27 protein-coding genes are annotated in these 26,555 nt (G+C 64.3%); 14 read left to right on the top strand and 13 right to left on the bottom strand.

Annotated elements, in window-relative coordinates; genetic code table 11:
• Window positions 1-81 precede the first annotated feature (81 nt).
• The gene (locus ACK4FZ_RS00650; protein WP_409817837.1) at window positions 82-993 is read right to left on the bottom strand and encodes a LysR family transcriptional regulator; all 912 of its coding nucleotides are present in this window, start codon (window positions 991-993) and stop codon (window positions 82-84) included.
• 119 nt (window positions 994-1,112) lie between these two features.
• Between ACK4FZ_RS00650 and lysA the strand changes: the two genes are divergently transcribed.
• Together lysA and ACK4FZ_RS00640 are read left to right on the top strand one after the other, a co-directional pair.
• Window positions 1,113-2,351 carry a diaminopimelate decarboxylase gene (gene lysA, locus ACK4FZ_RS00645; protein WP_409817836.1) on the top strand — a complete coding sequence of 413 codons (1,239 nt, stop codon included), beginning with the start codon at window positions 1,113-1,115 and terminating at the stop codon, window positions 2,349-2,351.
• Between the two features lie 185 nt (window positions 2,352-2,536).
• Window positions 2,537-3,298, top strand: a complete 762-nt coding sequence (locus tag ACK4FZ_RS00640) for a substrate-binding periplasmic protein (protein WP_409817835.1) — start codon at window positions 2,537-2,539, stop codon at window positions 3,296-3,298.
• Between the two features lie 59 nt (window positions 3,299-3,357).
• Here the strand turns inward: ACK4FZ_RS00640 and ACK4FZ_RS00635 are convergent, their stop codons facing one another.
• A complete protein-coding gene (locus tag ACK4FZ_RS00635) occupies window positions 3,358-3,672 on the bottom strand; it encodes a hypothetical protein (protein WP_409817834.1) in 315 nt (104 codons plus the stop codon).
• A gap of 177 nt (window positions 3,673-3,849) precedes the next feature.
• Between ACK4FZ_RS00635 and ACK4FZ_RS00630 the strand changes: the two genes are divergently transcribed.
• Window positions 3,850-4,431, top strand: coding sequence for an MliC family protein (locus ACK4FZ_RS00630; protein ID WP_409817833.1), 582 nt, complete (start codon window positions 3,850-3,852; stop codon window positions 4,429-4,431).
• Between the two features lie 31 nt (window positions 4,432-4,462).
• On the opposite strand, the gene ACK4FZ_RS00625 is transcribed toward ACK4FZ_RS00630, so the two are convergent.
• Window positions 4,463-5,404: a helix-turn-helix domain-containing protein gene (locus ACK4FZ_RS00625; RefSeq protein ID WP_409817832.1), complete on the bottom strand. Its 942-nt coding sequence runs from the start codon at window positions 5,402-5,404 to the stop codon at window positions 4,463-4,465.
• Window positions 5,405-5,524: 120 nt separating this feature from the next.
• On the opposite strand from ACK4FZ_RS00625, the gene ACK4FZ_RS00620 reads away from it, so the two are divergent.
• The 4 genes from ACK4FZ_RS00620 to ACK4FZ_RS00605 all read left to right on the top strand — a co-directional run bounded on the left by ACK4FZ_RS00620 (window position 5,525) and on the right by ACK4FZ_RS00605 (window position 8,113).
• A complete protein-coding gene (locus ACK4FZ_RS00620) occupies window positions 5,525-6,151 on the top strand; it encodes a cysteine hydrolase family protein (RefSeq protein WP_409817831.1) in 627 nt (208 codons plus the stop codon).
• Window positions 6,152-6,390: 239 nt separating this feature from the next.
• On the top strand, window positions 6,391-7,065 hold the full coding sequence (locus tag ACK4FZ_RS00615) for a CsgG/HfaB family protein (protein ID WP_409817830.1): 675 nt from the start codon (window positions 6,391-6,393) through the stop codon (window positions 7,063-7,065).
• 10 nt (window positions 7,066-7,075) lie between these two features.
• The gene (locus ACK4FZ_RS00610; RefSeq protein WP_409817829.1) at window positions 7,076-7,432 is read left to right on the top strand and encodes a DUF4810 domain-containing protein; all 357 of its coding nucleotides are present in this window, start codon (window positions 7,076-7,078) and stop codon (window positions 7,430-7,432) included.
• Window positions 7,433-7,441: 9 nt separating this feature from the next.
• The gene (locus tag ACK4FZ_RS00605) at window positions 7,442-8,113 is read left to right on the top strand and encodes a DUF799 domain-containing protein (RefSeq protein WP_409817828.1); all 672 of its coding nucleotides are present in this window, start codon (window positions 7,442-7,444) and stop codon (window positions 8,111-8,113) included.
• A 75-nt stretch (window positions 8,114-8,188) separates the two neighbouring features.
• Here the strand turns inward: ACK4FZ_RS00605 and ACK4FZ_RS00600 are convergent, their stop codons facing one another.
• Window positions 8,189-8,884: a DsbA family protein gene (locus ACK4FZ_RS00600; RefSeq protein WP_409817827.1), complete on the bottom strand. Its 696-nt coding sequence runs from the start codon at window positions 8,882-8,884 to the stop codon at window positions 8,189-8,191.
• The gene (locus tag ACK4FZ_RS00595) at window positions 8,878-9,741 is read right to left on the bottom strand and encodes an MBL fold metallo-hydrolase (RefSeq protein WP_409817826.1); all 864 of its coding nucleotides are present in this window, start codon (window positions 9,739-9,741) and stop codon (window positions 8,878-8,880) included. Before ACK4FZ_RS00595 ends, ACK4FZ_RS00600 begins: the two co-directional genes overlap by 7 nt.
• A gap of 130 nt (window positions 9,742-9,871) precedes the next feature.
• Here ACK4FZ_RS00595 and ACK4FZ_RS00590 point away from each other — a divergent pair, with 130 nt between their 5' ends.
• Window positions 9,872-10,774 (top strand): LysR family transcriptional regulator, encoded by a 903-nt coding sequence (locus tag ACK4FZ_RS00590; RefSeq protein ID WP_409817825.1) that lies wholly within the window; start codon window positions 9,872-9,874, stop codon window positions 10,772-10,774.
• Here ACK4FZ_RS00590 and ACK4FZ_RS00585 read toward each other — a convergent pair.
• The 7 genes from ACK4FZ_RS00585 to zigA form a co-directional block, all read right to left on the bottom strand.
• Window positions 10,762-11,502: a substrate-binding periplasmic protein gene (locus ACK4FZ_RS00585; RefSeq protein WP_409817824.1), complete on the bottom strand. Its 741-nt coding sequence runs from the start codon at window positions 11,500-11,502 to the stop codon at window positions 10,762-10,764. The two genes, ACK4FZ_RS00590 and ACK4FZ_RS00585, sit on opposite strands and share 13 nt — an antisense overlap.
• Before the next feature lie 539 nt (window positions 11,503-12,041).
• Complete coding sequence (locus ACK4FZ_RS00580) at window positions 12,042-12,209, bottom strand: hypothetical protein (protein ID WP_409817823.1); 168 nt, start codon at window positions 12,207-12,209, stop codon at window positions 12,042-12,044.
• 15 nt (window positions 12,210-12,224) lie between these two features.
• A complete protein-coding gene (locus ACK4FZ_RS00575) occupies window positions 12,225-14,069 on the bottom strand; it encodes a ferrous iron transporter B (protein WP_409817822.1) in 1,845 nt (614 codons plus the stop codon).
• A 7-nt stretch (window positions 14,070-14,076) separates the two neighbouring features.
• Window positions 14,077-14,346 (bottom strand): ferrous iron transport protein A, encoded by a 270-nt coding sequence (locus ACK4FZ_RS00570; RefSeq protein WP_409817821.1) that lies wholly within the window; start codon window positions 14,344-14,346, stop codon window positions 14,077-14,079.
• 163 nt (window positions 14,347-14,509) lie between these two features.
• Complete coding sequence (locus tag ACK4FZ_RS00565) at window positions 14,510-15,145, bottom strand: DUF1826 domain-containing protein (RefSeq protein ID WP_409817820.1); 636 nt, start codon at window positions 15,143-15,145, stop codon at window positions 14,510-14,512.
• The gene (locus ACK4FZ_RS00560) at window positions 15,142-16,482 is read right to left on the bottom strand and encodes a dihydroorotase (protein WP_409817819.1); all 1,341 of its coding nucleotides are present in this window, start codon (window positions 16,480-16,482) and stop codon (window positions 15,142-15,144) included. The genes ACK4FZ_RS00565 and ACK4FZ_RS00560 overlap by 4 nt, the downstream gene beginning before the upstream one ends.
• Window positions 16,479-17,717, bottom strand: coding sequence for a zinc metallochaperone GTPase ZigA (gene zigA, locus ACK4FZ_RS00555; RefSeq protein WP_409817818.1), 1,239 nt, complete (start codon window positions 17,715-17,717; stop codon window positions 16,479-16,481). Before zigA ends, ACK4FZ_RS00560 begins: the two co-directional genes overlap by 4 nt.
• 154 nt (window positions 17,718-17,871) lie before the next feature.
• Between zigA and ACK4FZ_RS00550 the strand changes: the two genes are divergently transcribed.
• From ACK4FZ_RS00550 to ACK4FZ_RS00540, 3 genes are all read left to right on the top strand, one after another.
• Window positions 17,872-19,089, top strand: coding sequence for a DUF3419 family protein (locus tag ACK4FZ_RS00550; RefSeq protein ID WP_409817817.1), 1,218 nt, complete (start codon window positions 17,872-17,874; stop codon window positions 19,087-19,089).
• Complete coding sequence (locus tag ACK4FZ_RS00545) at window positions 19,086-20,186, top strand: GNAT family N-acetyltransferase (RefSeq protein ID WP_409817816.1); 1,101 nt, start codon at window positions 19,086-19,088, stop codon at window positions 20,184-20,186. Before ACK4FZ_RS00550 ends, ACK4FZ_RS00545 begins: the two co-directional genes overlap by 4 nt.
• A 172-nt stretch (window positions 20,187-20,358) precedes the next feature.
• A complete protein-coding gene (locus tag ACK4FZ_RS00540) occupies window positions 20,359-21,942 on the top strand; it encodes an ABC transporter substrate-binding protein (protein ID WP_409817815.1) in 1,584 nt (527 codons plus the stop codon).
• Between the two features lie 9 nt (window positions 21,943-21,951).
• Here ACK4FZ_RS00540 and ACK4FZ_RS00535 read toward each other — a convergent pair whose 3' ends face one another.
• Complete coding sequence (locus ACK4FZ_RS00535) at window positions 21,952-22,056, bottom strand: hypothetical protein (protein WP_409818166.1); 105 nt, start codon at window positions 22,054-22,056, stop codon at window positions 21,952-21,954.
• A 508-nt stretch (window positions 22,057-22,564) separates the two neighbouring features.
• On the opposite strand from ACK4FZ_RS00535, the gene ACK4FZ_RS00530 reads away from it, so the two are divergent.
• The 3 genes from ACK4FZ_RS00530 to ACK4FZ_RS00520 all read left to right on the top strand — a co-directional run bounded on the left by ACK4FZ_RS00530 (window position 22,565) and on the right by ACK4FZ_RS00520 (window position 26,479).
• Entirely contained in the window at window positions 22,565-23,905 is a 1,341-nt protein-coding gene (locus ACK4FZ_RS00530; RefSeq protein WP_409817814.1) for an aspartate aminotransferase family protein, read from the top strand.
• A 48-nt stretch (window positions 23,906-23,953) separates the two neighbouring features.
• Window positions 23,954-25,447 (top strand): CoA-acylating methylmalonate-semialdehyde dehydrogenase, encoded by a 1,494-nt coding sequence (locus ACK4FZ_RS00525; RefSeq protein ID WP_409817813.1) that lies wholly within the window; start codon window positions 23,954-23,956, stop codon window positions 25,445-25,447.
• 471 nt (window positions 25,448-25,918) lie between these two features.
• Entirely contained in the window at window positions 25,919-26,479 is a 561-nt protein-coding gene (locus ACK4FZ_RS00520) for a hypothetical protein (RefSeq protein WP_409817812.1), read from the top strand.
• Window positions 26,480-26,555: the final 76 nt, after the last annotated feature.

Below are 26,555 nucleotides of genomic sequence, written 5' to 3'. Positions count from 1 at the left end.
AACCAGGCTGGTCTGCTTAAGCGCCAGGCGGCGGGCTCACGCGCTGCTTTAGGTACGGCTCGGCCCGCCCGACTGCAGCGACTACAGCGCGGCCAAGCTTTGCTGCAGGCTGACGGCTTCCTGCTGCAGCATATCGATAAAAGTGGCGCTCAGCGGCGACGCCGGGCGGTACAGCGGCTGCACCAGGCTGACGCGGTACGGCACCGACACCGCAAAACGGCGCAGCTGCAAGCCGTGGCCGGCCATCGCCAGCGCGGTAAGCGGGTTGACGATGGCCACGCCCAGCCCTTCGCGCACCAGCGCACACACCGACACCGCGCTGTGCGTTTCCCACAGCAGCTGGCGGCTGACACCGGCCTGCTCGAACACCGCGTCCAGCAGACGGCGGTAGCGGTCGTCCGGCGACAGGCTGACAAAGGGCTGGCCGGCAAAATGCTGCGGCGTCAGCACCGCATGCGCCAATAAGGGATGACCCTCGGGCAGCACGCACAGCTCGTCGGCCTCCAGCACCGCTTGCAGGCGGGTGCCGGGTGGTGCCTCGCTGTGCTCGGTCAGGCCCAGGTCGAAGCGCTGCGCGCTGAGCCACTCTTCCAGCAGCGGCGATTCCTGCGGCGTAATCGCCACCCGTGCTTGCCCTGCCACCGCGTGCAAACGGCGGCACACCGCCGGCAGCAAGGCATGGGCAAACGCCGGCAGGCACACCAGCGCCAGCTGCGCCTGATCCAGCCGCGCCAGGTTGGCCGCGGTTTCGCTTACCCGCTGCAGGCCGACGTAGGCGCGCTGCACTTCGTCGTACAGCGCCAGCGCCCGCGCCGTGGCTTGCAAGCGCCCCTTGTCACGCAGGAACAGCGCGTAGCCCAGCAACTGCTCCAGCCGCGCCAGCTCACGGCTGACGGTGGGCTGCGAGGTGCGCAACAGCGTGGCGGCGCCGGTAACGCTGCCGCTGAGCATGATGGCGCGAAACACTTCGATGTGGCGGTGACTGATCTCCACGCCTGCCTCATATCAAAAATGAATGGATTGCAAAAATAATAGCATTTTACCGAATAGACGGCAGCGGGCATGATGCAGGGCAACACGCCGCACAACGGCTCATATAACAGGACAAAGCGATGCAAACACCCGACACTTCCCGCCTGGCCGGCCTGGCCGCCCGCTACGGCACCCCGCTGTGGACGTACGACGCCGCCACCATCCGCCAGCGCATTGCCGAGCTGGCCGCCTTCGATACTATCCGCTTTGCGCAGAAGGCCTGCAGCAACACCCACATCCTGCGCCTGATGCGCGAACAGGGCGTGAAGGTGGACGCGGTGTCGCGTGGCGAAATCCTGCGCGCGCTGGCCGCCGGCTACGACGCCCAGGGCGAGCCGTCCGGCATTGTGTTTACTGCCGACCTGATCGACCGCGACACGCTGGCGCTGGTGGTGGAACACAACATCCCGGTGAACGCCGGCTCCATCGACATGCTGCACCAGCTGGGTGCCGCCCACCCCGGCCACCGCGTGTGGCTGCGCATCAACCCCGGCTTTGGCCACGGCCACAGCAACAAGACCAATACCGGCGGCGAGCACAGCAAGCACGGCATCTGGCACAGCGACCTGCCGACGGCGCTGGCCGTCATCCGCCAGCACGGCCTGCAGCTGGTGGGCCTGCACATGCACATCGGTTCCGGCGTCGATTACGGCCACTTGCAAGAAGTGTGCGGCGCCATGGTGAACCTGGTGCGCCTGGTGAAAGACGCCGGCCACGACCTGCACGCCATTTCTGCTGGCGGCGGCCTGTCCATCCCCTACCGCGACGGCGACGCCAGCGTCGATACCGCGCATTACTTTGGCCTGTGGGACACCGCCCGTCACCAGGCCGCCGCGCTGCTGGGCCACCCGCTGGCGCTGGAAATCGAGCCGGGTCGCTACCTGGTGGCCGAATCGGGCAACCTGCTGGCCGAAGTGCGCGCCACCAAAGACGTTGGCCGCAACCACTTCGTGCTGGTGGACGCCGGCTTCAATGAGCTGATGCGCCCGTCGATGTATGGCAGCTACCACCACATCACCGTGGTACCGCAAGATGGCGTACTGCGTGACGAGAAACCCAGTGTGGTCGCCGGCCCGCTGTGCGAATCGGGCGACGTCTTCACCCAGGGCGACGGCGGCGTTGTGCTGCCGCGCAGCCTGCCGGCGGCCAACGTGGGCGACCTGCTGGTCTTCCACGATACCGGCGCCTACGGCGCGTCGATGTCCAGCAACTACAACAGCCGCCCGCTGATCGCCGAAGTGCTGGTAGACGGCGACAGCGACCGCCTGATCCGCCGCCGCCAGACGGTGGAAGAGCTGCTGGCACTGGAAGCGCTGTAAGCGCTGCCAACCCGTCCCCGCCACGCCCTGCCGGCAGCTGCCCGCAGGGCGTTGTTGCGCCTGGCGCCGCAAGCTGATTGCGCACTGGCATGTCGACACCGATAAAAAGCGCTTATTGCTAGCGTGACGGCCACATGACTGTCACAGTACTGTCTTAAAGTGACGTGCTTTAGCGGAGCCGATCTGTGAGAGCCATCCTGACTGTTGCCTGCCTGTGCAGCCTGGCCTGCCACGCGGCCACCCCTTTGCTGCTGGGCCTGGGCGACCAGGCAACGCCCCCGTACAAGCTGGGCGAGGCCACCCTGCCGGCCACCCTGCCCGGGGTAGCCGTGGAACTGTTGCAACTGGCGGCGGCCAACTGCGACGTGGCATTGCGCATCAAGCTGCTGCCGGGTACGCGCATGCTGAAGGAGCTGGAAAACGGCGATCTGGATGGCGCCGGCCTGCTGTCTTACACCGCCGAGCGGGCCGCCTACGCGGCCTACCCGCTGCAAAACGGCAAACCGGCCGAGGCACAGCGGCTGGCCACCCTCAGCTATGTGCTGTACGCCCGCGCCGGACACCGCCTGCAGTGGGACGGCACCACGCTGCAGGGCTTGAACCGCAAGGTGGGCACCAATCTGGGCTGGTCCATCAACCTCGACCTGGCGCGGCTGGGCATACCGGCCGAGCCGGCCAGCAGCGTGGAGCAAAACTTTCTGAAACTGCAGGCTGGCCGCATCGATGCCTACGCTACCCACGAACCGCTGGGCGACAGCTACCTGGCCCGCCACGACAACCTGAACCTGGTGAAGCTGCAGCCGCCGGTGGTATCCAAATCTTATTACCTGATTTTTTCGCGCAGCTACGCCGCCCGCAACCCGGCGGTGGCGGCCTGCCTGTGGCGCCAGGTAGGCGCGCAGCGCGAGCGGCTATACCAGCAGCGCATGCACGACTATCTGGATTAGGGCCTGTCAACGCTATAGCCTGCGCCGCAGCAAGAAATAGTGTTAACAGGCCCTAGCCCCTACACTACCGGCTGACTGGCCTTGACCGCAGCACCCCGCACGGCACGCCGTACTACCGGTGGCCGCATCAGCGCCGGGTTTTCTGCCAGCAGGCGTTCGATCAGGCGGCCGCGGGCGTCGATATGCTGCTCGCCGTGCCAGTCGGCCAGCAGGTGCTGCGCCAGCTGGAAATGCGCGCCGTCCAGCTGCGCCAGCGCGGTCAGGTCGAATGGCAGTTTCAGTTCCAGCGCCAGGGCCAACTCTTTCAACACTGCCAGTTGCTTGCACTGGCTGTTTTCATCCAACATTTTCTTGATACGCTTGGCTGCGTTCATGCCTGTTTCCTTCACCGGCATGTCTGGCCTGCCCGCAACGGACGGCAACATGACACGCCATAAAATCATCAATTTCTATAAGAACACAGGCATGAAGAAAAGTTAAATATCTTTTTGGAAATAAAACGCCAACTTTCGGCATAAACAGACCATAAATCACCCATCCGGCAAATCATCATGAACAAACTGCTCACGACTGCGCTGCTTTGCCTGCCGCCACTAGCTGCGGCGCAAGGCCCGTCCTTTTCCTGCCAGCAGGCCGCCAGCAGCGCCGAACGCCTGGTATGCCGCACGCCGGCGCTGGCCAGCCTGGACCGCCAGCTGGCAGCGGTCTACAGCGCGGCCCTGGCCAAGGCCGGCCAGCCGCAACAGGCCACGCTGAGAGCCGAACAGCGCGGCTGGGTGAAGGGCCGCAACGACTGTTGGAAAGCGGGTGATCTGGCCACCTGTGTACGCGACAGCTACACGCTACGCATGGCCGAGCTGCAGGCACGCTACCAGCTGCTCGCCCCGCTGGCGCAGGTTCGCTACCAGTGCGGCGCCAATGCGGCCAACGACATGCAGGTGCGCTTCTACGCCACCGAACCGGCCACGCTGATTGCCGAGCGCGGCGACCGCAGCGAGCTGATGTACCAACAGCCGGCGGCCAGCGGCGCCCGCTACGCCGGCCGCAACAGCTGGCTGTGGGAGCACCACGGCGAAGCCACCGTGGTGTGGGAATGGCAAGGCAAGGAAGAAGTGTGCCGGGCCCAGCCGTGAGCGGCTACCGTAGCCAAGCTTGACGCCGCAGCTAGCCGGCAAAGCTGCGCCGCCAGTCGCCAGGCGCAACGCCGAAGCGACGGCGAAAGTGCAGCCGCAACGACGCTGCACTGCCAAAACCGGCCTGCTGCGCAATGGCCTCTACCGGCAGCGCTGTGGTTTCCAGCAACTGCTGCGCCCGCGCCAGCCGCTCGGCCAGCAGCCATTGCTGCACCGTACTGCCGGTTAGCTGGCGAAAATGGCGGGTAAAGGTGCGCCGGCTCATCAGCACGCGCGCCGCCAGGCTATCCAGCGTATGCGGCGCAACCAGGCTGGCGCGCACCTCGTCCAGCAGGCCACTCAGGCGATCGTCGCGGGTGTTGGCCGGCAACGGTTGCGCAATGTACTGCGCCTGGCCACCCTGGCGATGCGGCGGCGTCACCAGATAGCGCGCCACCTGCCCTGCCGCCGCCGCGCCGCACTGCCGCCGCAACAAGTGCAGGCAGCAGTCGATGGCCGCTGCAGTACCGGCCGAGGTCAGCACCTGGCCGTCGTCCAGGTACAAGCTATCCGGCGCCACCGTCAGCGCCGGGAAACGCGCCGCAAAATCGTCGGCAAACGCCCAGTGCGTGGTGGCCGTCATGCCATCCAGCAAGCCGGCCTGCGCCAGCACGTAGGCGCCCAGACACAAGCCCATCACCACCGCGCCACGGGCGTGGGCGTCGCGCAGCGCCTGCAGCAGCGCTGGCGCGGCCAACTCGTCCACGTTACGCCAGCTGGGCACGATCACCACGTCGGCCCGCGTCAACTCGGCCAGGCCGGCCAGGCCGTGCAACTGGAAGCCGGCGCTGCTGGCCAGCGGTCCGTCTTCCCAGCTGCACACCTGCAAACGGTAACCCAGCGCCGCGCCGTGGCGTTCGCCAAACACCGCGCACGGCACCGCCAGATGAAACGGGCTGATGCCGTCAAATGCCACCACCGCTACCTGTCGCATAACGCCCCCGCCTGAGTCTTGATTGGCCTGATCTTAACGGATATTGGCATTCGGGCCACTCACGGCGGCGACGCCGGCACGGCACACTGTGTGACACACCAACCCGACAAGGAAACCGCCATGAGCACCCCGAACCGCGCCCTGATCGTGATCGACGTACAGAACGAATACTTCGACGGCCAGCTGCCCATCAGCTACCCGCCGCGCGAACAAACGCTGCCGCGCATCCTGCAGGCCATGGATGCGGCCAACCTGGCCGGCGTGCCGGTGGTCGTGGTACGCCACATTGCGCCGGCCGGCAGCCCGATCTTTGCCACCGGCAGCCACGGCGCGGCGCGGCACCCCGAGGTGGCCGCCCGCCCGCACCAGCTGCTGCTGGACAAACAGTACGCCAGCTGCTTTACCGGCACCGGGCTGGACGCCTGGCTGCGCGAACGCGGCATCGACACACTGACCATCTGCGGCTACATGACCCACAACTGCGATGCCAGCACCATCCTCCACGCCAGCCACGACGGCTACCGGGTGGAGCTGCTGCACGACGCCAGCGGCTCGCTGCCGTACCGCAACGCCGCCGGCAGCGCCAGCGCCGAGGAAATCCACCGCGTCTACTGCACGGTGATGCACACCGGCTTCGCCGCCGTAGCCAGCACCGACGACTGGCTGGCCGCACTGGCCAGCGGCAGCGCGCTGACGGCAGACAATGTCTATGCCTCGCATCTGCGGGCAACCGGCAAGCTGGATTGAGCGTGACAAGCGGCTGGCGGCATACCGATGGGTTTGGTCTGCCAGAACAAATCCAACCCTCAAATAAAGCAACGATTGCTGGAAGATGTTGCCTTGCAAAGCGGTGATGTGGTCATAAAGAGTGAGAGATTCTGCCCATCTCAATAATGCACGCTAATGGAATTTCAAATATCATAAGTGAGCATTTTATTGAGACCAGTTCTCAGGACGAAGTCACTCCAACTCATAAGAGACTCATCATGAAAAAAGCATTGCTCTCTACCGCATTGGCATCGTTGGTAATTCTTTCGGCCGGCTGCACTACCACCGAACAAGCTCGTGTGCTGGATGTGCCTAAGGTAGCCAGTGCCGGTACGGCATATACCGGTGCCCGCAGTCCGATTTCGGTAGGCAAGTTTGACAATCGCTCAAGCTATATGCGCGGAATCTTTTCTGACGGCGTTGATCGCTTGGGCGGTCAAGCCAAAACCATTCTGATCACACACCTGCAACAGACTGGCCGCTTCAACGTGCTGGACCGCGACAATATGACCGAGATTGGCCAGGAAGCCAAACTCAAAAACCAGGCACAAAAAATCCGTGGCGCTGATTACGTGATTACTGGCGACGTCACAGAATTTGGCCGCAAAGAAGTGGGTGATCAACAGCTATTCGGTCTGCTTGGCCGTGGCAAACAGCAGGTTGCTTACAGCAAGGTAAATCTGAATATTGTGAATGTTCAGACTTCGGAAGTCGTTTTCTCTGCTCAGGGAGCCGGTGAGTACGCACTTTCCAGTCGTGAAGTCATAGGTTTTGGTAGCACTGCCAGCTATGACTCCACATTGAATGGGAAAGTACTGGATCTTGCGGTACGCGAAGCGGTGAATAATCTGGTCAAAGGCATTGAGTCCGGCTCCTGGCAGCCAGGTCAGTAAGGGGTAACTGATGAAACATGCTTTGAAAAACTTGGCAACCGTACTGCTCACGGGTCTGGTGATGACTGGATGCGCTAGCCAAAGCAAACCGCTATATCACTGGGGTAGCTATCAGCCACAGGTATACGAGTACTTCAAAGGTGACGGCAGCAGTACCGAAGCACAGATCATTGCGCTGGAGGCTGAAATGGAAAAGGCACGCGCCAGCGGCGCTAAGCTACCCCCAGGATATCACGGCCACCTAGCCATGCTGTACAGCAAAGTCGGCCGAATGGACCAAGCAAAGCAAGAGTTCGAGTTAGAGAAAACACTCTATCCCGAGTCTGCTTCGTTCATCGATTATCTGATGCGCAACTTCAAGAAATAAGGAAAAGACATGCGCAAACAAATCAAGACCAGCTTATTGTCGGTTGTTGCAGCGAGCCTGTTACTGGCTGGCTGCGCTACCCCGCAGGCGTATGACTACACTGCTTATAGAGAAAGCAAACCGGCCTCGGTACTGATTCTGCCACCGCTCAACAGCTCTCCGGATGTGAAAGCAACCTACAGTATGCTGTCGCAAATGAGTCTGCCTTTGGGTGAAGCCGGTTACTATGTTTACCCGGTTGCCGTTGTAGACGAGATGTTCCGCAATAACGGTCTAAACAATCCTGGCGATATTCATGCGGTATCACCGTCCAAGTTACGCGAGATCTTCGGTGCTGACGCCGCTCTATACGTTGATGTCAAACGATATGGCAGCACCTACACGGTCATCAGCAGTGACGTTACTGTCTCTGCTGATGCACGTCTTGTAGACCTAAAAACCGGAAAATTACTGTGGAACGGTAGCGCCTCCGCGTCCAGCGCGGAACAAAGCAATAATAACAGCGGTGGTCTTGTAGGTTTGTTGGTCACTGCCGTCATCAAGCAAATTGCCAACAACCTCACAGAACAGTCCCATAGCTATGCCGCACTGACTAGCCAGCGCTTATTGTCACCGCGACCCAATGGTTTACTGTACGGCCCGCGGTCCCCGCTTTACGGCAAAGATGGTTTGCCTCAGTAAAAGCAATCAAACTTCAACAGCGGGCTGGCAATGCAACCCGCTGTTTTTTTTGACCTCCCAAAGCAAGACCAAGACTCAGTGGCAGCCTTGCGGCGTACAGAACGTGCCGTCGGCAACCTCACCGGCGGTAGCGCCTGCCAGCAAGGCCTGCACGTGGCCGGCAAAGGCGGTGGGCTGGCCCAGCCACGGCGAGATGTCCAGCTTTTGCAGCTTGCCGTTCAGTTCCAGCAGCAAGGACGGGAAGCCGCGCAAACCGTTGGCCGCCATGTCACGATGGCTGCGGCCAACGTGGGCGTCGAACTCGCCAGCCTGGCGCTGGTATTCGGCAGCAAACGCCACCACGTCCAGCCCCAGTTCGGCGGCCAGGGCCTGCAGCACGTCGCTATCGGCAATGCGGCGGCCTTCGGCGTAATGCGCGTGCTGAATGCGGTGCAGCATGGCCAGGCCACGGCCGGCCAGTGCTTCGGCGGCCAGAATCGCCAGCGTCGGCGGCGTGCTGTCGAACACGGCGCTGGTATCCAGCAACAGGCCGTTGAAGTAGGCGTCCGCGAACGGCTGCCCCGTCAGCGCATGGATGCGCTGGTCGTGCGGCAGCACGTAATTGCGCAGCTGCGGGCTGACCGGCTGGCGATTGGCCCCGCTCATCATGGCACCGGCGTGCAGTGCCACGCGCAGGCCGGGGATGGCGGCCGCCGCGGCGGTGAGCGGTGCGGCACCGTAGCACCAGCCGCACAGCGGGTCGTAGTAGTAATGCAGGGTGGCGCTTACCATTTCATTTCACCTTTGTTCACTTTGGCGCCGATATCCAGCGCAATGCCCAGGCCCGCTTCCGGGTAGGCACGTTTCATCGCGTCGATCAGCTCGGCGCCGGTCTTGGCCTTGGCCGCTTCGTTATCGAAGCGCAGCAGGTACTGGCGAGTGTAATCGATGGCCGACGCATCCAACGCGGTGCCCGGCAGCATGTGGCCCGGTACCACCAGCGCCGGTTTCAGCGCTTTCATTTCGTCCAGCTGGGCAATCCAGGCCTGGCGTTCGCCCGCTTGCTGGGTGTCGGCGGTCCACACGTGCAGTTTGCCGAATACGGCTACGTTGCCGGCAATGGCGCGGATGGACGGAATCCACACGTAAGGGCGATGCGCCAGTACGCCGCTGGTACCGCGGATGTCGATGCTTTCGCCGTCTACGGTCAGCTTGTTAGTGGTCAGTGCTGCCGGCAGGATGGGGTTCACCGGTGCGTTGGCGCCCATTTTCGGGCCCCAGAACGCAACCTTGCCGGCCAGTTTGGCGCTGATCTTTTCGCGCACGGCGGCGGTAGTCACCACCTCGGCCTGCGGGAAGATCTGCTTCAGTACTTCGGCGCCAAAGTAGTAGTCCGGGTCGGCGTTGCTGATGAAGATGGTTTTCAGCGTTTTGCCGCTGTCCAGCACGTTGGCCGCAATGCGGTAGGCGTCGGCGCGGGTGAAGCCGGTGTCGATCACCACCGCCTCGCTCTTGCCGCTCACCACTACGGCGTTGGCGTGGAAGCTGTTGCCGTCGGCGTTGTACACCTTCAGGTTCAGCGGCTCGGCAGCGTGAGCGGCGCCGAAGGCCAGGGCAAAAGAGGCAGCGAGCAGGGTTTGGCGAATCATGGTCAGTCCTTTCAGTGGGGCGGCAAACGCTGCCGCGTGGTGCATCTGGTATGGACGACACTATAATTTCACCAAGCGCGCAGATAAACGCGATAATCTGCGCATATTTGTTGCACAAATCGAGCAGAAAATGGACAGACTGACCGCCATGCAGGTGTTTGCCGACGTCGCCGCCAGCGGCAGTTTTACCGCCAGCGCCGAGCGGCTGGGCATGTCGCGTGCGATGGTAACGCGCTACGTGGCCGAGATGGAGCAATGGCTGGGCGCCCGCCTGCTGCAGCGTACCACCCGCCGCGTCACGCTGACCGACGCCGGCGAGCAGGCGCTGCGCCGCTGCCTGCAGATGCTGGCACTGGCCGAAGAAACCGAAGACGAGGTGGCGCCGCCGGACGGCACGCTGCGCGGCCAACTGCGGCTGACCAGCAGCATGTCGTTCGGCCACGCGCACCTGGCGGCGGCCATCAGCGACTTTCTGGCCCTGCACCCGCAGCTGAAGATCGACCTGAACGTGGGCGACGCGGCGCTGAACCTGGTGGAGGCGCGCATCGACCTGGCCATCCGCATCAGCAGCGAGCCGGACCCGGCGCTGATTGCCCGCCCGCTGGCCAGCTGCGAATCGGTCCTGGTGGCCAGCCCGGCCTACCTGGCGGCGCAAGGTTGGCCGCAACAGCCAGCCGACCTCGCCCGCCACCGCTGCCTGGGCTACGCCAACTTTGGCCGCAGTACCTGGCGCTTTGGCCGTGATGGCGAATGGCAAAGCGTCAGCGTGCCCACCCGCTTTACCGCCAACGAAGCCACCGTGCTGCTGCACGCGGCGCTGGCCGGTGGCGGCATTGCGCTGCAACCCACTTATCTGGCGGCACCGCTGCTGGCCAGCGGCCAACTGCAACAGGTGCTGCCGGCATGGGCGGTACCGCAAATGACCATCTATGCGCTGTATGCGTCGCGCCGGCACCTGTCGCCGGCGGTACGGGCGCTGCTGGATTTCTTGCTGGCGCGCTTTGCCGGCGCGCCGTGGGATCAGGCGCCGTAACGCTTGCGCAAGGCTGCCAGCCGGCCGTCGGCACGCAGCCGGTCTAGCGCCTGCTGCAGACTGCGCAACAGGGCGGGGTCGGTATCTTTATTGAAGGCAAACCAGTACTGGTAGCGCTGATCCAGCGTCCATACCGGGCGGATGCGGGTAGCGTCCACCTGCTGCAGTTTTTGCTGCCAGCGCATGGCCCAGTCCAGCATCACCACGCCATCTGCGCGCCCGAGCAGCAACTTCTTCAGGTTGACCTCGTCACTCTGCCCGTACTCCAGCTGCGTGGCCGGCAAGCCCAGTTGCAGCAGTTGGCTGGCGGCGCTGGACTCGGCCAACACCCCTAGCCGATAGCGCAGCAGGTCTTGCTGCTGACGGATGACCACGTCGGGCCGGCTGGCCTGCGCGTACACCATTATCCGGCGCGGCGCGATCGGCCCTACCCACTTGAACAGCGCCTCACGCTCCGGGTTGCGCACGATGCTGTACAGCGCGCTGCCTGGCTGCTGCTTGACGGTGCGATAGGCGCGTATCCACGGCATCACCTCCAGCTGCACACTGTGGCCAGCCTCGGCGGCCATCTCGCGCAGCAAGTCACTGGCAAAGCCGGTAACGCGGCCATCCTGCGCAAAATTCAGCGGCGGCAGCGCCTCGGTGTACGCGCGGATATTGGCTGCCGTGGCCGGCATCAGCGGCCATAGGCAGGCAGCAACGCAGCCCGCCAGCAAGGTTATTTTCATTATTGTCAGCCATAGGTATCGATATGTTTGAGCCTATATCAGGCACGACCGCGGCTCAAGAATGGCGTGCTGCAAATGAACAACCCTGCCATCGGGCTAATGCCTGTCAGTTAAGCGAATGTGATTGGTTTTCACGTAGCAGGACGTGAGTGAAGCGCCCCATCCCGTTGGCGCGAGCCGGTCAAAATGGTTCGCCCCAGGTTTTAAGACGCCGATTTGTTTGAGCCCCGAGCCGTTAGCGAGGGGCAAGTTCGGCGGCGCCTGGGGCGTGCCGTTTTGACCGGGGTTTCGAGCAGCCCCGGGTTGCGGGGGAATGAAAAGGGGGCGGCAACCCGCCCCCTTTCCCGTCTTATTCCCTCGCGACGCTGCGCTTGCCTCGCTCGGTCACGGGCGGAACCGGCATCTAATCATCGTCCGCAGAGCGGACACACTAGCGTACTTCAACGCAGCAAACCCCTAAACAAAAAACGCCAGTCAGCGTTAACTGACTGGCATTATGCCATCGGGCAGGGTTGTGGTTGGCAAGATGCAGGCACCGCTTAGTGGCAGCCGCCACCCTTGCAGCCGCCGCAACTGCCGCAGCTACCGGCCTGGCCGGCACTGCCCGGCGCGGCCTTGCGCCGGCGCGGCAGATACTTGCGCAACAGGTAAAGCGCAGCGCCCGCCACCATCAGGCCCACGATGGCGCCCTGGATGCCTTCATTCATGTTCGTCTCCTTGCCTCAGGCCCACAGGGCCGCGATATGGCGTACCAGCAGCGCGCCCAAATAGGCCAGCGCAAACAGGTAAGCGGTGAAGATGACGGTAGCGCGCAGCGAGTTGGTTTCGCGGCGTACCACCGCAATGGTGGCCAGGCACTGCGGGGCGTACACAAACCAGGCCAGGTAGGCCAAGGACACCGGCAATGCCCAGTCGTGTGCCAGCGCGCTACCCAGTGCATCTTCCCCGCCCACCGCGTACACGGTTGCCAGCGCGCTCACCGCCACCTCGCGCGCGGCCATGGCCGGAATCAGCGCAATGCACATCTGCCAGTTGAAACCCAGCGGCTCGAACAGCGGCTGCATGGTCTTGCCCAACATGCCGGCAAAGCTGTATTCGATGGCCGGCAGCGTGGCGTTAGCCGGGGCATGCGGAAAGGTGGCCAGAAACCACAGCACGATGGACAAGGCCAGGATGACGGTGCCTACGCGGCGCAGGAAAATCCACGCCCGCTCTTTCAGCCCCAGCACAAAATGGTAAGCATTGGGCCAGCGGTAGTTGGGCAGCTCCAGCAGCAGCGGAAAGCTCTGGCTGGCCGCCTCGCGACGGCGCATCACCCAGGCCACCAGCGCCGCACTGGCGATACCGGCGATGTACAAGGCAAACAGCGTCAGGCCCTGCAGGTTGAACACGCCCCACACGCTTTGCTGCGGCACAAACGCCCCGATCACCACCGCGTACACCGGCAGCCGCGCCGAGCACGTCATCAGCGGTGCAGTGAGGATGGTGACCAGCCGTTCTTTCGGGTCGGCAATGCTGCGCGTGGACATGATGCCGGGTACCGCGCAGGCAAAGCTGGACAGCATGGGGATGAACGAACGGCCGGACAGGCCCACGCCGCGCATCAGACGGTCCAGCAAGAAGGCCGCACGCGGCAGATAGCCGGAGTCTTCCAGCGCCAGGATGAAAGCAAACAGGATGATGATCTGCGGCAGGAACACCAGCACGCCGCCGACGCCGGCGATCAGGCCATCCACCACGAAATCGTGCAGGATGCCGGCCGGCAGCAGCGCGCCGGCGGTTTCGCCCAGCCAGGCCATGGCGGCATCGATGCCGTCCATCACCGGCGCTGCCCAGGCAAATACCGCCTGGAACATCAGCAGCAGGATGGTCGCCAGCAGCAGCAGGCCCAGCACCGGGTGCATCACCAGTGCGTCCAGTTTGTCTTGCCAGGCCGGCGCTTGCGACGGCGCCGACACGCTGGCGGCCAGCAGTTGGTCGATACGAGCGTACAGGTCTTCCACCGCCTCGGCGCGTTCCGGCAAGGCCAGGCGGCCGCTGCGGCTGCCGGCGTTGGCCGCACACTCGGCCAGCACGGCTTGCAGGTCGGCGACACCGTTCTTGCGCACGGCGACGGTTTCCACCACCGGCATGCCCAGCTGTTGCGACAGCATGGCGGTGTCGATGGTAATGCCACGGCTGCGCGCCGCATCGGCCAGGTTCAGCGCCAGGATCATCGGCAAGCCCAGCGCCTGCAGCTCCAGCACCAGACGCAGGCCCAGCTTGATATTGGTGGCGTCCACTACCGCTAGCAGCGCGTCGGGGGCGGCTTCACCGGCCATTTCGCCCAGGATGACGCGACGCGCCACCTGCTCGTCAGGGGAAGCCACATACAGGCTGTAGGTACCGGGCAAGTCGATCAGCTCGGCCGGACGGCCCAGGCCGGCCAGTGGGCCCAGCCGTTTTTCGACGGTGACGCCGGCGTAGTTGGCCACTTTGGCGCGGGCGCCGGTCAGGCTATTGAATAGCGCGGTCTTGCCGCAGTTGGGGTTACCCACCAGGGCAAAACGCAAAAGGGATTGGGACATGACGGAATCAGGCAGGATGGACGGAGGTAATGATCTTGGCGGCTTCGCTGCGGCGCAGGCCGAACTTGGTACCGTTGATGCGTACGGCAACCGGGTCGGCGCCAAACAGGCCAAAGCCGATCACCTGCAGCACGGCGCCGGGCAGGAAGCCCAGCTCTTTCAGGCGCAACGTCACCTGCGCGTCCAGCTGGCCAAAGTGGCTGTGGCTGGCGATGTCAACGATGGTGGCACGGGTGCCCTTGGGCAACAGGTGCAGCGGGGTAGCAGAGTGGGACAAAGCGTGCTCCTTGCGATCGATGCGAAGAACGTCAAATGAGATTAATTCTTTTTATCGTAGCAATAAGCCCGAGCCATGTACATCCGCCAAACCTGATCCAGATCAAGCAAATCGTAACCGTCTGTAACCGGCATGCCATAGGCAAATGCAATCACGGGGGTGATTACCCGCCCTGCTCCCACAGCGCATCCAGCGCCAACATCACCCGCGGTACATCGCCGTCTACCGCTGGCGAGCGGTGGATGGCACCGCGCCCGGCATTGCCCTGCCACAAGCTGCCCTTCAACAGCAGCACCTCACCGGCCACGCTGCGGCCAACTTGCTCGCTGCGCATCAGCCCGCTTGCCACATCCGGCAACCCGCCGCTGGCGGCGCCCAGATAGCGGCGATCGGCGTCGGCTTCGGCCAGCCATTCGGTGCCGGCCCCCTGCCAGGTGCACACCAGGCGGATGCCGGTGCGATCCACATGAAAGCGCGGGCACATCGCCTGCTGCAGCACCTCGATACGCCAGCCCACTTGCGGGCAGCCCAGCAGCGTGCCGAACAGGTCGGCCAGTAGCGCCAGATCGGCGGCGGCAGCGTCCCGCCCCGGCGCGGCAGGCCAGGCACTCAGGTCTGGCTGCTCACCGGGCTGCAGTTGGCCGCGCAGCCCTAGCCGCAGCCGGCCGTCGGCGGCCAGGCCGGCCAGATAGGGCGCGATGGCCGGCGGCAACGGGCGCTGCCAGTGCAGCAGCTGCACCGATGGCTGCAGGATGGCTGGCAAGCCGGCCAGATCATTGCACACCACCACGTCGTTCATCGCCCGCCTCCGCTGCGCTGGTATTGCAAGGCCCTGCCCTGCACGCCCGGCAACACCTGCCCCTGGTACCAGCCCAGTTGGCCGGACACCACAGTGGCGCGCACGTGATGACGCAACGGGCGCTGCTCGAACGGCGACCAGCCGCAGCGCGACATCACCGGCAGTACCGGGCCGGCACCGCGTGCCAGCAAGGCCAGGTCGGCCCAGTAACCTTCGCGCAGGTAACCGCGCTCACGGATGGCGAACAGCTCGGCCACGTTGTGGCTGGTTTTCTGTACCAGCTGCGGCAGCGTCAACACGCCGTCGTCCACCAGCCCCATCAGGGCCGGCAAGGCGTGCTGCACCAGCGGCAAACCACTAGGCGCCTGCCAGTACGGGCGCGCCTTTTCTTCGGTGGTGTGCGGCGCGTGGTCGGTGCCGATGACGTCGAGGCGGCCATCCTGCAAGGCTTGTCGCAAGGCGGCGCGGTCGGCGGCGCTTTTCACCGACGGGTTGCACTTCAGGCGGTTGCCCAGCGTGGCGTAATCGGCCTCGTCAAACAACAGGTGGTGGACGCAGGCTTCGGCGGTAATGCGTTTGCCGGCCAACGGCCCGGCGTCGAACAGCGCCAGCTCGCGGGCGGTGGTGAGGTGCAATACGTGCAGGCGGGTGCCAAACTGCCGCGCCAGCCCCACGGCCAGGCTGCTGCTGCGCCAGCAGGCCTCGGCGCTACGGGCCTGCGGGTGCAGCGCCGCGGTGGCCGCGTCGCCGTATTGCGCCTGCAGCCGGGCGCTGTCGGCTTCCACCGTGGGGGTGTGTTCGCAGTGCGCCAGCAGCACGGTGGGCACGCTGGCAAACAGGCGCTCCAGCAACACCGGCTCGTCCAGCAACATATTGCCGGTACTGGCACCCATGAATACCTTGACGCCGGCTACCCGCTCCGGCGGCAGCGCGGCCACCAGGTCCAGGTTGTCGCTGGCGGCGCCGAAGTGGAAGCCGTAGTTGGCCGCGCTGTGCTGTGCGGCCAACCATTCCTTGTGCGCCAGCGCGTCCAGCGTGGTGGTGGTGGGCGTGGTATTGGGCATGTCCATGAAGCTGGTAATGCCGCCGGCCAGCGCCGCGCGCGATTCGGTGGCAATGCAGCCTTTGTGGGTGAGCCCCGGCTCGCGAAAGTGCACCTGGTCGTCGATCATGCCCGGCAGCAGCCAGTCGCCGCCGGCGTCGATGTGGCGGGTGGCGTCGGCGTCGATGGCGCCGGCAATGCGCTCGATACGGCCGTGGCGCACCAGCACGTCGCCTTCGCTGACTCCGCCCTCGTTCACCAGCCGGGCGTTGCGGATCAGGATGTCGCCCTTCATGCCGGCTGTACCTCGACGTGTTCTTCTTCGGCTTCGCCCCAGTGCGGGAACGGGTCCGGCAACGCCGCCCACGCGGCCGGGCCGGCGGCCAGCTCGGCGTCGGTGAGCAGGCAGGCGTCAAATGCCGCTGTGAGGGCAGCCTGGTCCATGCCCATGCCGATCAGCACCAGCTCCTGCTGGCGGTCGCCCCACGGCTCGGCCCAGCGGCTGGCGATGATGGCGCGGCTTTCGTCGTCCTGCGGCCAGTCTTCGCGGTCTACCGCGTCCCACCACAAGCCGCCCAGGCCGTGACGCGACATGGCGCCGGCCTGCGACCAGCTGCCCACCAGCATCGGCCGCGTGGCCAGCCAGAAGTAACCCTTGGAGCGCACCACACCCGGCCAGCCCTGCTGCACCCACTGGTAAAAGCGCTGCGGGTGAAAGGGCTTGCGCGCGCGGTAGACAAAGCTGGTAATGCCGTACTCTTCGGTTTCCGGCACGTGTTCGCCGCGCAGTTCCTGCAGCCAGCCCGGCGCGTCGGCGGCGGCATCGAAATCGAACAGGCCGGTGTCCAGTACCGTGTGCAGCGGCACGCGGCCAAAGTGGCTTTTGACGATGCGCGCGCGCGGGTTGAGGGTAGCCAGGATGGCTTCCAGGCGCAGGATGTCGTCGGCCGACATCAGGTCGGTCTTGTTCAGCACAATCACGTCGCAGAACTCCACCTGCTCGATCAGCAGGTCCACCACCGTGCGCTCGTCTTCGTCGCCGGCCGCCTCGCCGCGCTGGTGCAGGAAGTCTTGCGAGCTGTAGTCGCGCAGGAAGTTGAAGCCGTCCACCACGGTCACCATGGTATCCAGCCGGGCGATATCGGACAGGCTGTGGCCGTCGTCGTCACGGAAGGTGAAGGTTTCCGCCACTGGCAACGGCTCGGCAATGCCGGTGGACTCGATCAGCAGGTAATCGAAACGGCCAGCGGCGGCCAGCTTGCGGATTTCCACCAGCAAATCCTCGCGCAGCGTGCAGCAGATACAGCCATTGCTCATTTCCACCAGCTTTTCTTCGGCGCGGCTCAGCGCCGCGCCCCCCTCGCGCACCAGCCGTACGTCGATGTTCACCTCGGACATGTCGTTGACGATCACTGCAACACGGCGGCCTTCGCGGTTGTTCAGGATGTGGTTCAGCAGCGTGGTCTTGCCGGCACCCAGAAAGCCGGACAACACGGTAACGGGCAGGCGAGGGTCTTGCTTGGCGGTCATGGCGAACTCCAGCGTTATAACGTAACAGTAAACATGTTATGTTGTAACACACGTGTCAAGCCCCCTGCGTCGTCATGGTTCAGCAACGGCAGTGTCATTAGCTTGCCATGCTACCGGCTCACTATTCGGTAAACCCCACTAACAGGAGGCGTCGATGAGCACCACTACCCTAGTAAAACAGGCGGTCAGCAACAGCACCACCACGGGTCTGAAAGCCATTGGCGACCGGTTGTTTACCCGCTGGTTCAGCCAGCTGGTCTACGCGCAGATCTGGGAAGACCCGGACGTGGACATCGCCGCACTGCAGCTGCAGCCGGGCAAGCGCGTGCTCACCATTGCTTCTGGCGGTTGCAACGCCCTGGCCTACCTCAGCTGCCAGCCGGCCGAAGTGCACGCCGTGGACCTGAACGACACCCACCTAGCCATGCTGGCACTGAAAAAAGCCGCCTTTGCCGAGCTACCGGACTACGCCACGCTGCTGGATTTTCTGGGCGACGCCAACCAGCGCCAGAACGCCCACCGCTACCGCCGCTATCTGGCCGCCGCGCTGCCGGTAAGCGCCCGCCAGTACTGGGAGCAACGCAACCTGTGGGGCACGCCGCGCTACGCGCTGTTTACCTGCCACGCCTACCGCCACGGCCTGCTGGGCCGCTTCATTGGTGTCAGCCATACGCTGGCGCGCCTGCTGGGCGGCAACCTGGCCCGCCTGGCCGAAGCCGGCACGCTGGACGAGCAAAAGCAACTGTTCGAGCGCCACTTGGCGCCGGTATTCCGCCACCCGCTGCTGCGCTTCCTGTGTCACCGCGAAAGCGTGCTGTACAGCATGGGTATCCCGCCGGCGCAGTTTGCCGCGCTGCGTCGCGACGCCGGTGGCAACCTGCCGGCGCTGTTCGAAGCGCGCATGCGCCGCCTGGCATGCGACTTCCCGCTGGACGAAAACCCCTACGCCCAGCAAGCCTTCGCCCGCCGTTACGACACCAGCAACCAGCGCGCACTGCCACGCTACCTGCAGCAAGCCCACTACACCGGCATCCGCCAGCAGTTGGCCGCACTACACCTGCATCACCAGTCGCTAACCGACTTCCTGGACGAGCGCGCACCGCAAAGCCTGGACGCCTACGCGCTGCTGGACGCGCAAGACTGGATGGACGACGCCCAGCTGAACGCGCTATGGCGCCACATTACCCGCACCGCCGCGCCAGGTGCGCGCGTGGTGTTCCGCACCGGCGGCAGCCGCTCGCCGCTGGAAGGCCGCCTGGCACCGCAACTGCTGGCCTGCTGGCACACCGACCCCGCCTACAACCGCCAGCTGCACCAGCGCGACCGCGCCGCCATCTACGGTGGCGTGCACGTGTACACCAAACGCACATGAGCCGCCTGGAAAACCCGCTGCAGCTGGATGGCCACGCCCAGTGGCTGGCGCAGGCGCGCCAGTTTGGCGGCCAGCACTGGGTGGCCAATGCGCCCTGCACTGTCTGCTGCAGCGACGCCGGCACCCCGGCCATTCCGGTTACCCGCCTGACCGCGCTGCGTCCGGAAGACAGCTACGTGGCCAGCCCGCGCGCTGCCTGGCTGCACTACCCGCGACAAGAGGCGGCACGTCGCAGCACCACCAGCCGCTGGCTGGCCAACGCTGCCGGCGGGCCGCTAGGCGGCCTGATCAGCGCGGCACGGCTGGACAGCGCCTGGCACGTCAATAACTGGCTGATTTCCACCAACCTGCACCCGCAGTGGTGCGAGAGTGAGCTGACACTGCTCACCGACACCCTGCTGGCACGCCAGCCAGACGCGCCGCTGCTGCTGCGCAATGTGTGCGAGGCCGTCAACCCCGGCCTGCCCGCGCTGCTGCAGGCGCAAGGCTGGCAGCTGCTGCCGGCGCGCCAGGTCTACCTGTGCCAGCCGGGCGACGCGGCGGTATGGCAGCTGCCCAATGTGCGGCAAGACCAGAAACTGCTGGATGGCAGCGGCCTGACCGTGCTGGGCCCGGCCCAGCTGCGCGAGGCCGACCTGCCTGCGCTGCAGCAATGCTACCGGCTGCTGTTCCTGGAAAAGCACTCGCCGCTGAACCCCGACTTCACGCTGGCGTTCTTACGCCTGTGTCTGCAACAGCGCTTCATCGACCTGTACGCGCTGACGCTGGACGGCCGCATCGTCGGTTGCCTGGGCCTGTACCAGCGCTACGGCTGGGCCAGCAGCCCGCTGCTGGGCTACGACACCCGGCTGCCGGCCAGCCTGGGCCTGTACCGCCAGCTGATGGCGCTGCAACTGCGCCTGGCCCGCGACGCCGGCCTGCAGCTGCATTACAGCAGCGGCGCCGGCGACTTCAAACGCCGCCGCGGCGGCCAAGCACAGCTGGAATACAGCGCCGTATTCGCCCACCACCTGCACGGCCGCCACCGGCTGGCGCTATCCACACTGGCCACCCTGCTGCACCGTGCTGCCACGCCACTGCTGCAACGCTACGGCTAGGCCCACCCTATAGCGGCAAGCACAGCGCGTCGCCCGCGCACCACAGCGACTATCGATATGGAAAATGCTTATCGCAAATAATGCTTGGCACGGCAGCGCATGCTGCCGGTATGCTGTGGCCCATCATTGCCCGGTGGGCACGCTGCCCCGCCGCTCATTACAAGGACTCGTCATGACCGCACGCCTTACCGCCCTCGCCACCCTGCTGGCCCTGTCGCTGCCGGCCCTCGCCAAACCGCTGACCGTCTGCACCGAAGCCAGCCCGGAGGGCTTCGACGTGGTGCGCTACAACTCGCTCACCACCACCAACGCCAGCGCCGACGTGCTGTTCAACCGCCTGGTGGACTACGACGCACGCCAGGGCAAGGTAGTCCCCAGCCTGGCCAGCGCCTGGAAAGTGGCGCCGGACGGCCTGTCGGTCACCTTCACGCTGCGTGACAAGGTCGCCTTCCACAAAACCGCCTGGTTCAGCCCCAGCCGCGCCCTCAACGCCGACGACGTGGTATTCAGCTTCCAGCGCATGATCGACCCCGCCCACCCGTGGCACAAAAGCGCCCCCAATGGCTACCCGCACGCCAAATCGTTCCAGCTGGACAAGCTGATCAAGGCGGTAGTGAAAGTGGATGCCCGCACCGTGCGCTTCGACCTCAACCAGCCCGACGCCACGCTGGTGCCGCTGCTGACCATGGGCTTTGCCAGCATCTACTCGGCCGAATACGCCGACCAGCTGGCCAAGGCCGGCAACTTCGAGCAGCTGAACGCGCAACCGGTGGGCACCGGCCCGTTCGTGTTCCAGAGCTCGGCCAAGGACAGCGCGGTGCGCTACGCGGCCAACCCGGCCTACTTTGGCGGCAAGCCGGCCGCCGAGCGCCTGATCTACGCCATCACCCCCGACAGCGCGGTACGCGCCCAGAAAGTGAAAGCCGGCGAATGCCAGATCGCGCTCAGCCCCAAACCGCAGGACATCAGCGATGCGGCCAGCGACGCCCGCATCAAGGTACTGACCGTGCCGATGTTCTCCACCGCTTTCATCGCGCTGAACAGCCAGCACAAGCCGTTTGACGACAAACGCGTGCGCCAGGCCGTCAACCTGGCCTTCGACAAGACCAACTACCTGAAAGTAGTGTTTGCCGGCAGCGCCACCGCCGCCGTCAACCCGTTCCCGCCGTCCACTTTTGGCTACAACAAAGCCATCAAGGACTACCCGCAAGACCTGGCCCGCGCCAAGAAACTGCTGGCGGACGCCGGCCTGCCCAACGGTTTTGACACCACTATCTGGATTCGCCCCACCGGCAGCACGCTGAACCCCAACCCGAAAGCCGGCGCCGAAGTACTGCAGGCCGACCTGGCCAAGATCGGCGTCAAGGCCGAGATCAAGGTCATCGAATGGGGCGAGCTGATCAAGCGCGCCAAGGCCGGCGAGCACGACGTGCTGTTCATGGGCTGGGCTGGTGACAACGGCGACGCCGACAACTTCCTCACCCCGCAATTCAGCTGCGCGGCGGTACAGAGTGGCACCAACTTCGCCCGCTTCTGCGACCCCACGCTGGACAAGCTGATTACCGAGGCCCGCCGCGACGCCAGCCCGAAACTGCGCGCGGCCAACTACGCCCGCGCCCAGCAGATCATCAAGGAGCAGGCACTGTGGGTGCCGCTGGCCCATCCCACCGCCGCCGCGCTCACCAGCGCCAACGTCAGCGGCTACAGCGTCAGCCCGTTCGGCCGCGTGGACTTTGGCAAAACCATCGTGAAATAAAAAGATTCTTCACGGATTACCGGGGAAAGCAGCTTGGCTCTTCAGGCTGCCGTCGGCCCGCGGCATGCAAGCGGCACGCACGTCGCTCATGCCGCGCTTGGCGCGGTGCTCCAGCTGCGCAATCTCGTACCACTGCCCGCTAAACGCTGCAGTTCAAAACCGCTTACCGGCTGGGTGCCGGGCGGGGGCTAGGTGCTGTAGGCGGTGAGCGACATGGCAAGGCAGGGGCTGAAGACAAGATGACAGGCTGGGAACAGCATGATGAAAGCTGCTGTTGGCAAGACATGGCAGCCGGCCCCAAGGTGACGGTTCCGGCGCTGTGCGGCATGGGGGCAAGGCCGGCAAAGCTCAATGACCACCAGGCTGACACAATCTGGCGACAAAACCGCACAGGGGTGTGCGCCATGTTTAAACCCTTGATGATATGAAGGAGAGTCAGCATGGTACTGGGTGCTGTCTGATCATTCATGGGTTCGGTAGGCGGGGGCCACAACGGGCGCGGCCAACCTTGCCCGACTTATACGTTAAAAAAACCAAACGTAAACGCAAAAGGGTTGTTATTTAATTAACGTAAATATTGGTGCATGCTGGTCTCATCCAACCGATGATGCCGGAGAAACCGATGACCACTTACGCCGTGCCCAGCCTCGACACCGAGCTGAAACTCGATAGCCAATGGATGCCGTTTTCGGCCAACCGTGCCTTCCAGCAAGACCCGCGCATCATCGTGGCGGCCGACGGCAACCACTTCATCGACGACAAGGGCCGCCGCATTTTCGACAGCCTGTCCGGCCTGTGGACCTGCGGTGCCGGCCATAACCGCAAGGAAATCCAGGAGGCGGTCGCCCGCCAGTTGGGCACGCTGGACTACGCCCCCGGCTTCCAGTACGGCCACCCGCTGGCGTTCAAGCTGGCCGAAAAAGTGGCCGACATCATGCCCGCCGGCATGGACCACGTGATGTTTACCGGCTCCGGCTCGGAGTGCGCCGACACCGCCGTCAAACTGGCCAAGGCCTACTGGCGCCTGAAGGGCCAGCCCACCAAAACCCGCATGATCGGCCGCGCCCGTGGCTACCACGGCGTCAACATCGGCGGCACTTCGCTGGGCGGCATCGGCGGTAACCGCAAACTGTACGGCCAGCTGATGGACGCCGACCACCTGCCGCACACGCTGCAGCCGGGCCTGGCCTTCACGAAAGGCATGGCGGAAACCGGCGGCGTGGAGCTGGCCAACGAACTGCTGAAGCTGATCGAACTGCACGACGCGTCCAATATCGCCGCCGTCATCGTGGAGCCGATGTCCGGCTCGGCCGGCGTCATCGTGCCGCCACAGGGCTACCTGCAGCGCCTGCGCGAAATCTGCACCCAGCACAACATCCTGCTGATCTTCGACGAAGTGATTACCGCCTTCGGCCGCATGGGCAAGTGGACCGGTTCCGAGTACTTCGGCGTGACCCCGGACATCATCAATACCGCCAAACAGATCACCAACGGTGCCATTCCGCTGGGCGCGGTGGTGGCGTCCAACGAGATCTACCAGACTTTCATGCAGCAACAGCTGCCGCTGCACGCCATCGAGTTCACCCATGGCTACACCTACTCCGGCCACCCGGTAGCCTGCGCCGCCGGCCTGGCCACGCTGGAGCTGCTGAAGAAAGACCAACTGATCGAACAGTCGGCCGCGCTGGCGCCGGTGTTCGAGGAAAAACTGCACGCACTGCGCGGCAGCAAGCACATCGTGGACATCCGCAACTGCGGGCTGGCCGGCGCGCTGCAACTGGCGCCGCGCGACGGCGACGCCGCCATCCGTCCGTACGAGGCCGGCATCAAGCTGTGGCAGGCCGGTTTCTACGTGCGCTTCGGTGGCGACACGCTGCAGTTCGGCCCCAGCTTTAATACCACGCCGGCGCAACTGGACACCCTGTTCAACGCCGTGGGCGACATCCTGAACCAGACTGCCTGAGCCCGGCAGCCACGCATACGACGCATCGACACGATTCAGAGGCAAGCAATGAATACCGTACCCCATCTCATCAACGGCGAACTCGTTACCCAATCCGGCCGCAACGCCCAGGTGTTCAACCCGTCCATCGGCGAAGCCGTGCGCCAGGTAGAGCTGGCCGACCAGGCCACCATCCAGCTGGCCATCGACAGCGCCAAGGCCGCGTTCCCGGCCTGGCGCAACACCCCGCCGGCCAAGCGGGCGCAGGTGATGTTCCGCTTCAAGCAGCTGCTGGAAGCCAACCGTGACCAGATCGCCGCCATGATCAGCGAAGAGCACGGCAAAACCATCGAAGACGCCATCGGCGAGCTGCAACGCGGCATCGAAAACGTCGAGTACGCCTGCGGCGTGCCCGAGCTGCTGAAGGGCGAGTACAACCGCAACGTCGGCCCCAATATCGACAGCTGGAGCGACTTCCAGCCGCTGGGCGTGGTGGCCGGCATCACCCCGTTCAACTTCCCGGCCATGGTGCCGCTGTGGATGTACCCGCTGGCCATTGCCTGCGGCAACTGCTTCATCTTGAAGCCGTCCGAGCGCGACCCGTCGTCCACGCTGTTCATTGCCCAGCTGCTGCAGGAAGCCGGCCTGCCCGCCGGCGTGCTGAACGTGGTGAACGGCGACAAGGCCGCCGTGGACGCGCTGATTGAAGCGCCGGAAGTGAAAGCCATCAGTTTTGTCGGCTCCACCCCGATTGCCGAGTACATCTACACCGAGGCCAACAAGCGCGGCAAACGCGTACAGGCACTGGGCGGGGCCAAGAACCACGCCGTGGTACTGCCGGACGCCGACCTCGACAACACCGTCAACGCACTGATGGGCGCCGCCTTCGGCTCCTGCGGCGAGCGCTGCATGGCCATCTCGGTGGTGGTGGCCGTGGGCGACCAGGTGGCCGACAAGCTGGTAGAAAAACTGGTACCGAAAATCCAGGCGCTGAAAGTGGGCGCCGGCACCAGCTGCGGCCTGGACATGGGCCCGCTGGTAACCGCCGCCGCCCGCGACCGCGTGAAAGGCTATATCGATAGCGGCGTGGCGCAAGGCGCCAAGCTGGTGGTGGATGGCCGCAGCCTGTCGGTAGCCGGCCACGAGCAAGGTTACTTTGTCGGCGGCACGCTGTTCGACCACGTCGGCACCGATATGGCGATCTACCAGGAAGAAATCTTCGGCCCGGTGCTGTGCATCGTGCGCGTCAACAGCCTGGAAGCCGCCATGCAGCTGATCAACGATCACGAATACGGCAACGGTACCTGCCTGTTTACCCGCGACGGCGAAGCCGCACGCCTGTTCTGCGACGAAATCGAAGTGGGCATGGTAGGCGTCAACGTGCCGCTGCCGGTACCGGTGGCCTACCACAGCTTTGGCGGCTGGAAGCGCTCGCTGTTTGGCGACCTGCACGCCTACGGCCCGGATGGCGTGCGCTTCTATACCAAGCGCAAAACCATCACCCAACGTTGGCCGCAACGCGCCAGCCACGAGGCGTCGCAGTTTGCCTTCCCCAGTTTGTAACACCCCCTGAGATAGTATGGCCCTGACGCCCTTTCCGGCGTTAAGGGCATCAGCGTGGCGCTGGAAGCCGGCAACGGTGGCGCCTCCCCTGAACGGAAGGTGGCGCATATCATCGGGGATCAGAACGGCGGTGTGGGTTAGCCGGTTTGGTCACACAAACAGCTTGCCTTGCACCGCCCTTCTCATATCTGACGTTTACCTCACGTTTTCACTATTGCGTGAATAACCAATAAACAGCAGCCTTCACTGCGTCTCAGCAACGGCCAAGCGTCAGCGCTTGGCCGCTTTCATTACCGGTTTCCCCAAGCATGCCTCAGTACGATTGCGCAACATTTGCTTTTAACTGTTGCAAGATTGTTAACGAAATTTATACCAAAAACCTATAGTGCTTGTACTGACCCATAACGGGTAGCAGCTTGCTCCCTCCAGAAGGCAATATGCACCAAGCCTCTGTATTGGCTGGAGAAAAGCATGCAGACCAAGACTCAACCCACCCCGGCTTTAGCCTTCAACAACACGGCAGCTTCGATGAAAGCCATGCCCATCAAGCTGCGCGTGCATCCGGTTTCGGGCATGGGCTGGCATGTACTGGCCTGTGCCTGCGCCATCGTCGGCGCGCTGGGATTTTACCTGGCCGGCCTGAGCCCGCTGTGGCTACAGCTGCCGGTACTGGCCATCAGCTTGCTCACGCTGTGGCAACTGCTCGCTAGCCCGCAACGCATCACGCTGCTGCCGCTCAGCCAGACTTTACTGCTACACCGCCACGGTGGCTTGCCCAGCAAGCGATACCACCTTGAGCAGCTTGCAGGCCTGGATACCCGCCTGGTGTACAGCGAGATCGCCGAGCCTTACATCGAACTACGCCTGCTACCAAAGCGTGGCCGACCCATCTTGCTGCACAGCAGCCCGGCCACGCTGCCGCACTACCTGCCCGACGGTACAGCCGAGATATCGCCGGCGCTACCAGCCTGGCGTCAGCTCAGACAGCACATCCTGGGCACCTTGCCTTTAAACAGCAGTGGCATCGATTGATGCGTACATACCGTTGCCGTGGGGCTGACCGGTCACCCGCCGCTTGGCATTCGCCCAAAAACATGCGGCCAACCTG

Origin of the sequence: Vogesella sp., assembly GCF_046297735.1 — a bacterium.
GTDB classification, from domain to species: domain Bacteria; phylum Pseudomonadota; class Gammaproteobacteria; order Burkholderiales; family Chromobacteriaceae; genus Vogesella; species Vogesella urethralis.
This window is presented reverse-complemented; position numbering and strand designations above follow the sequence as displayed.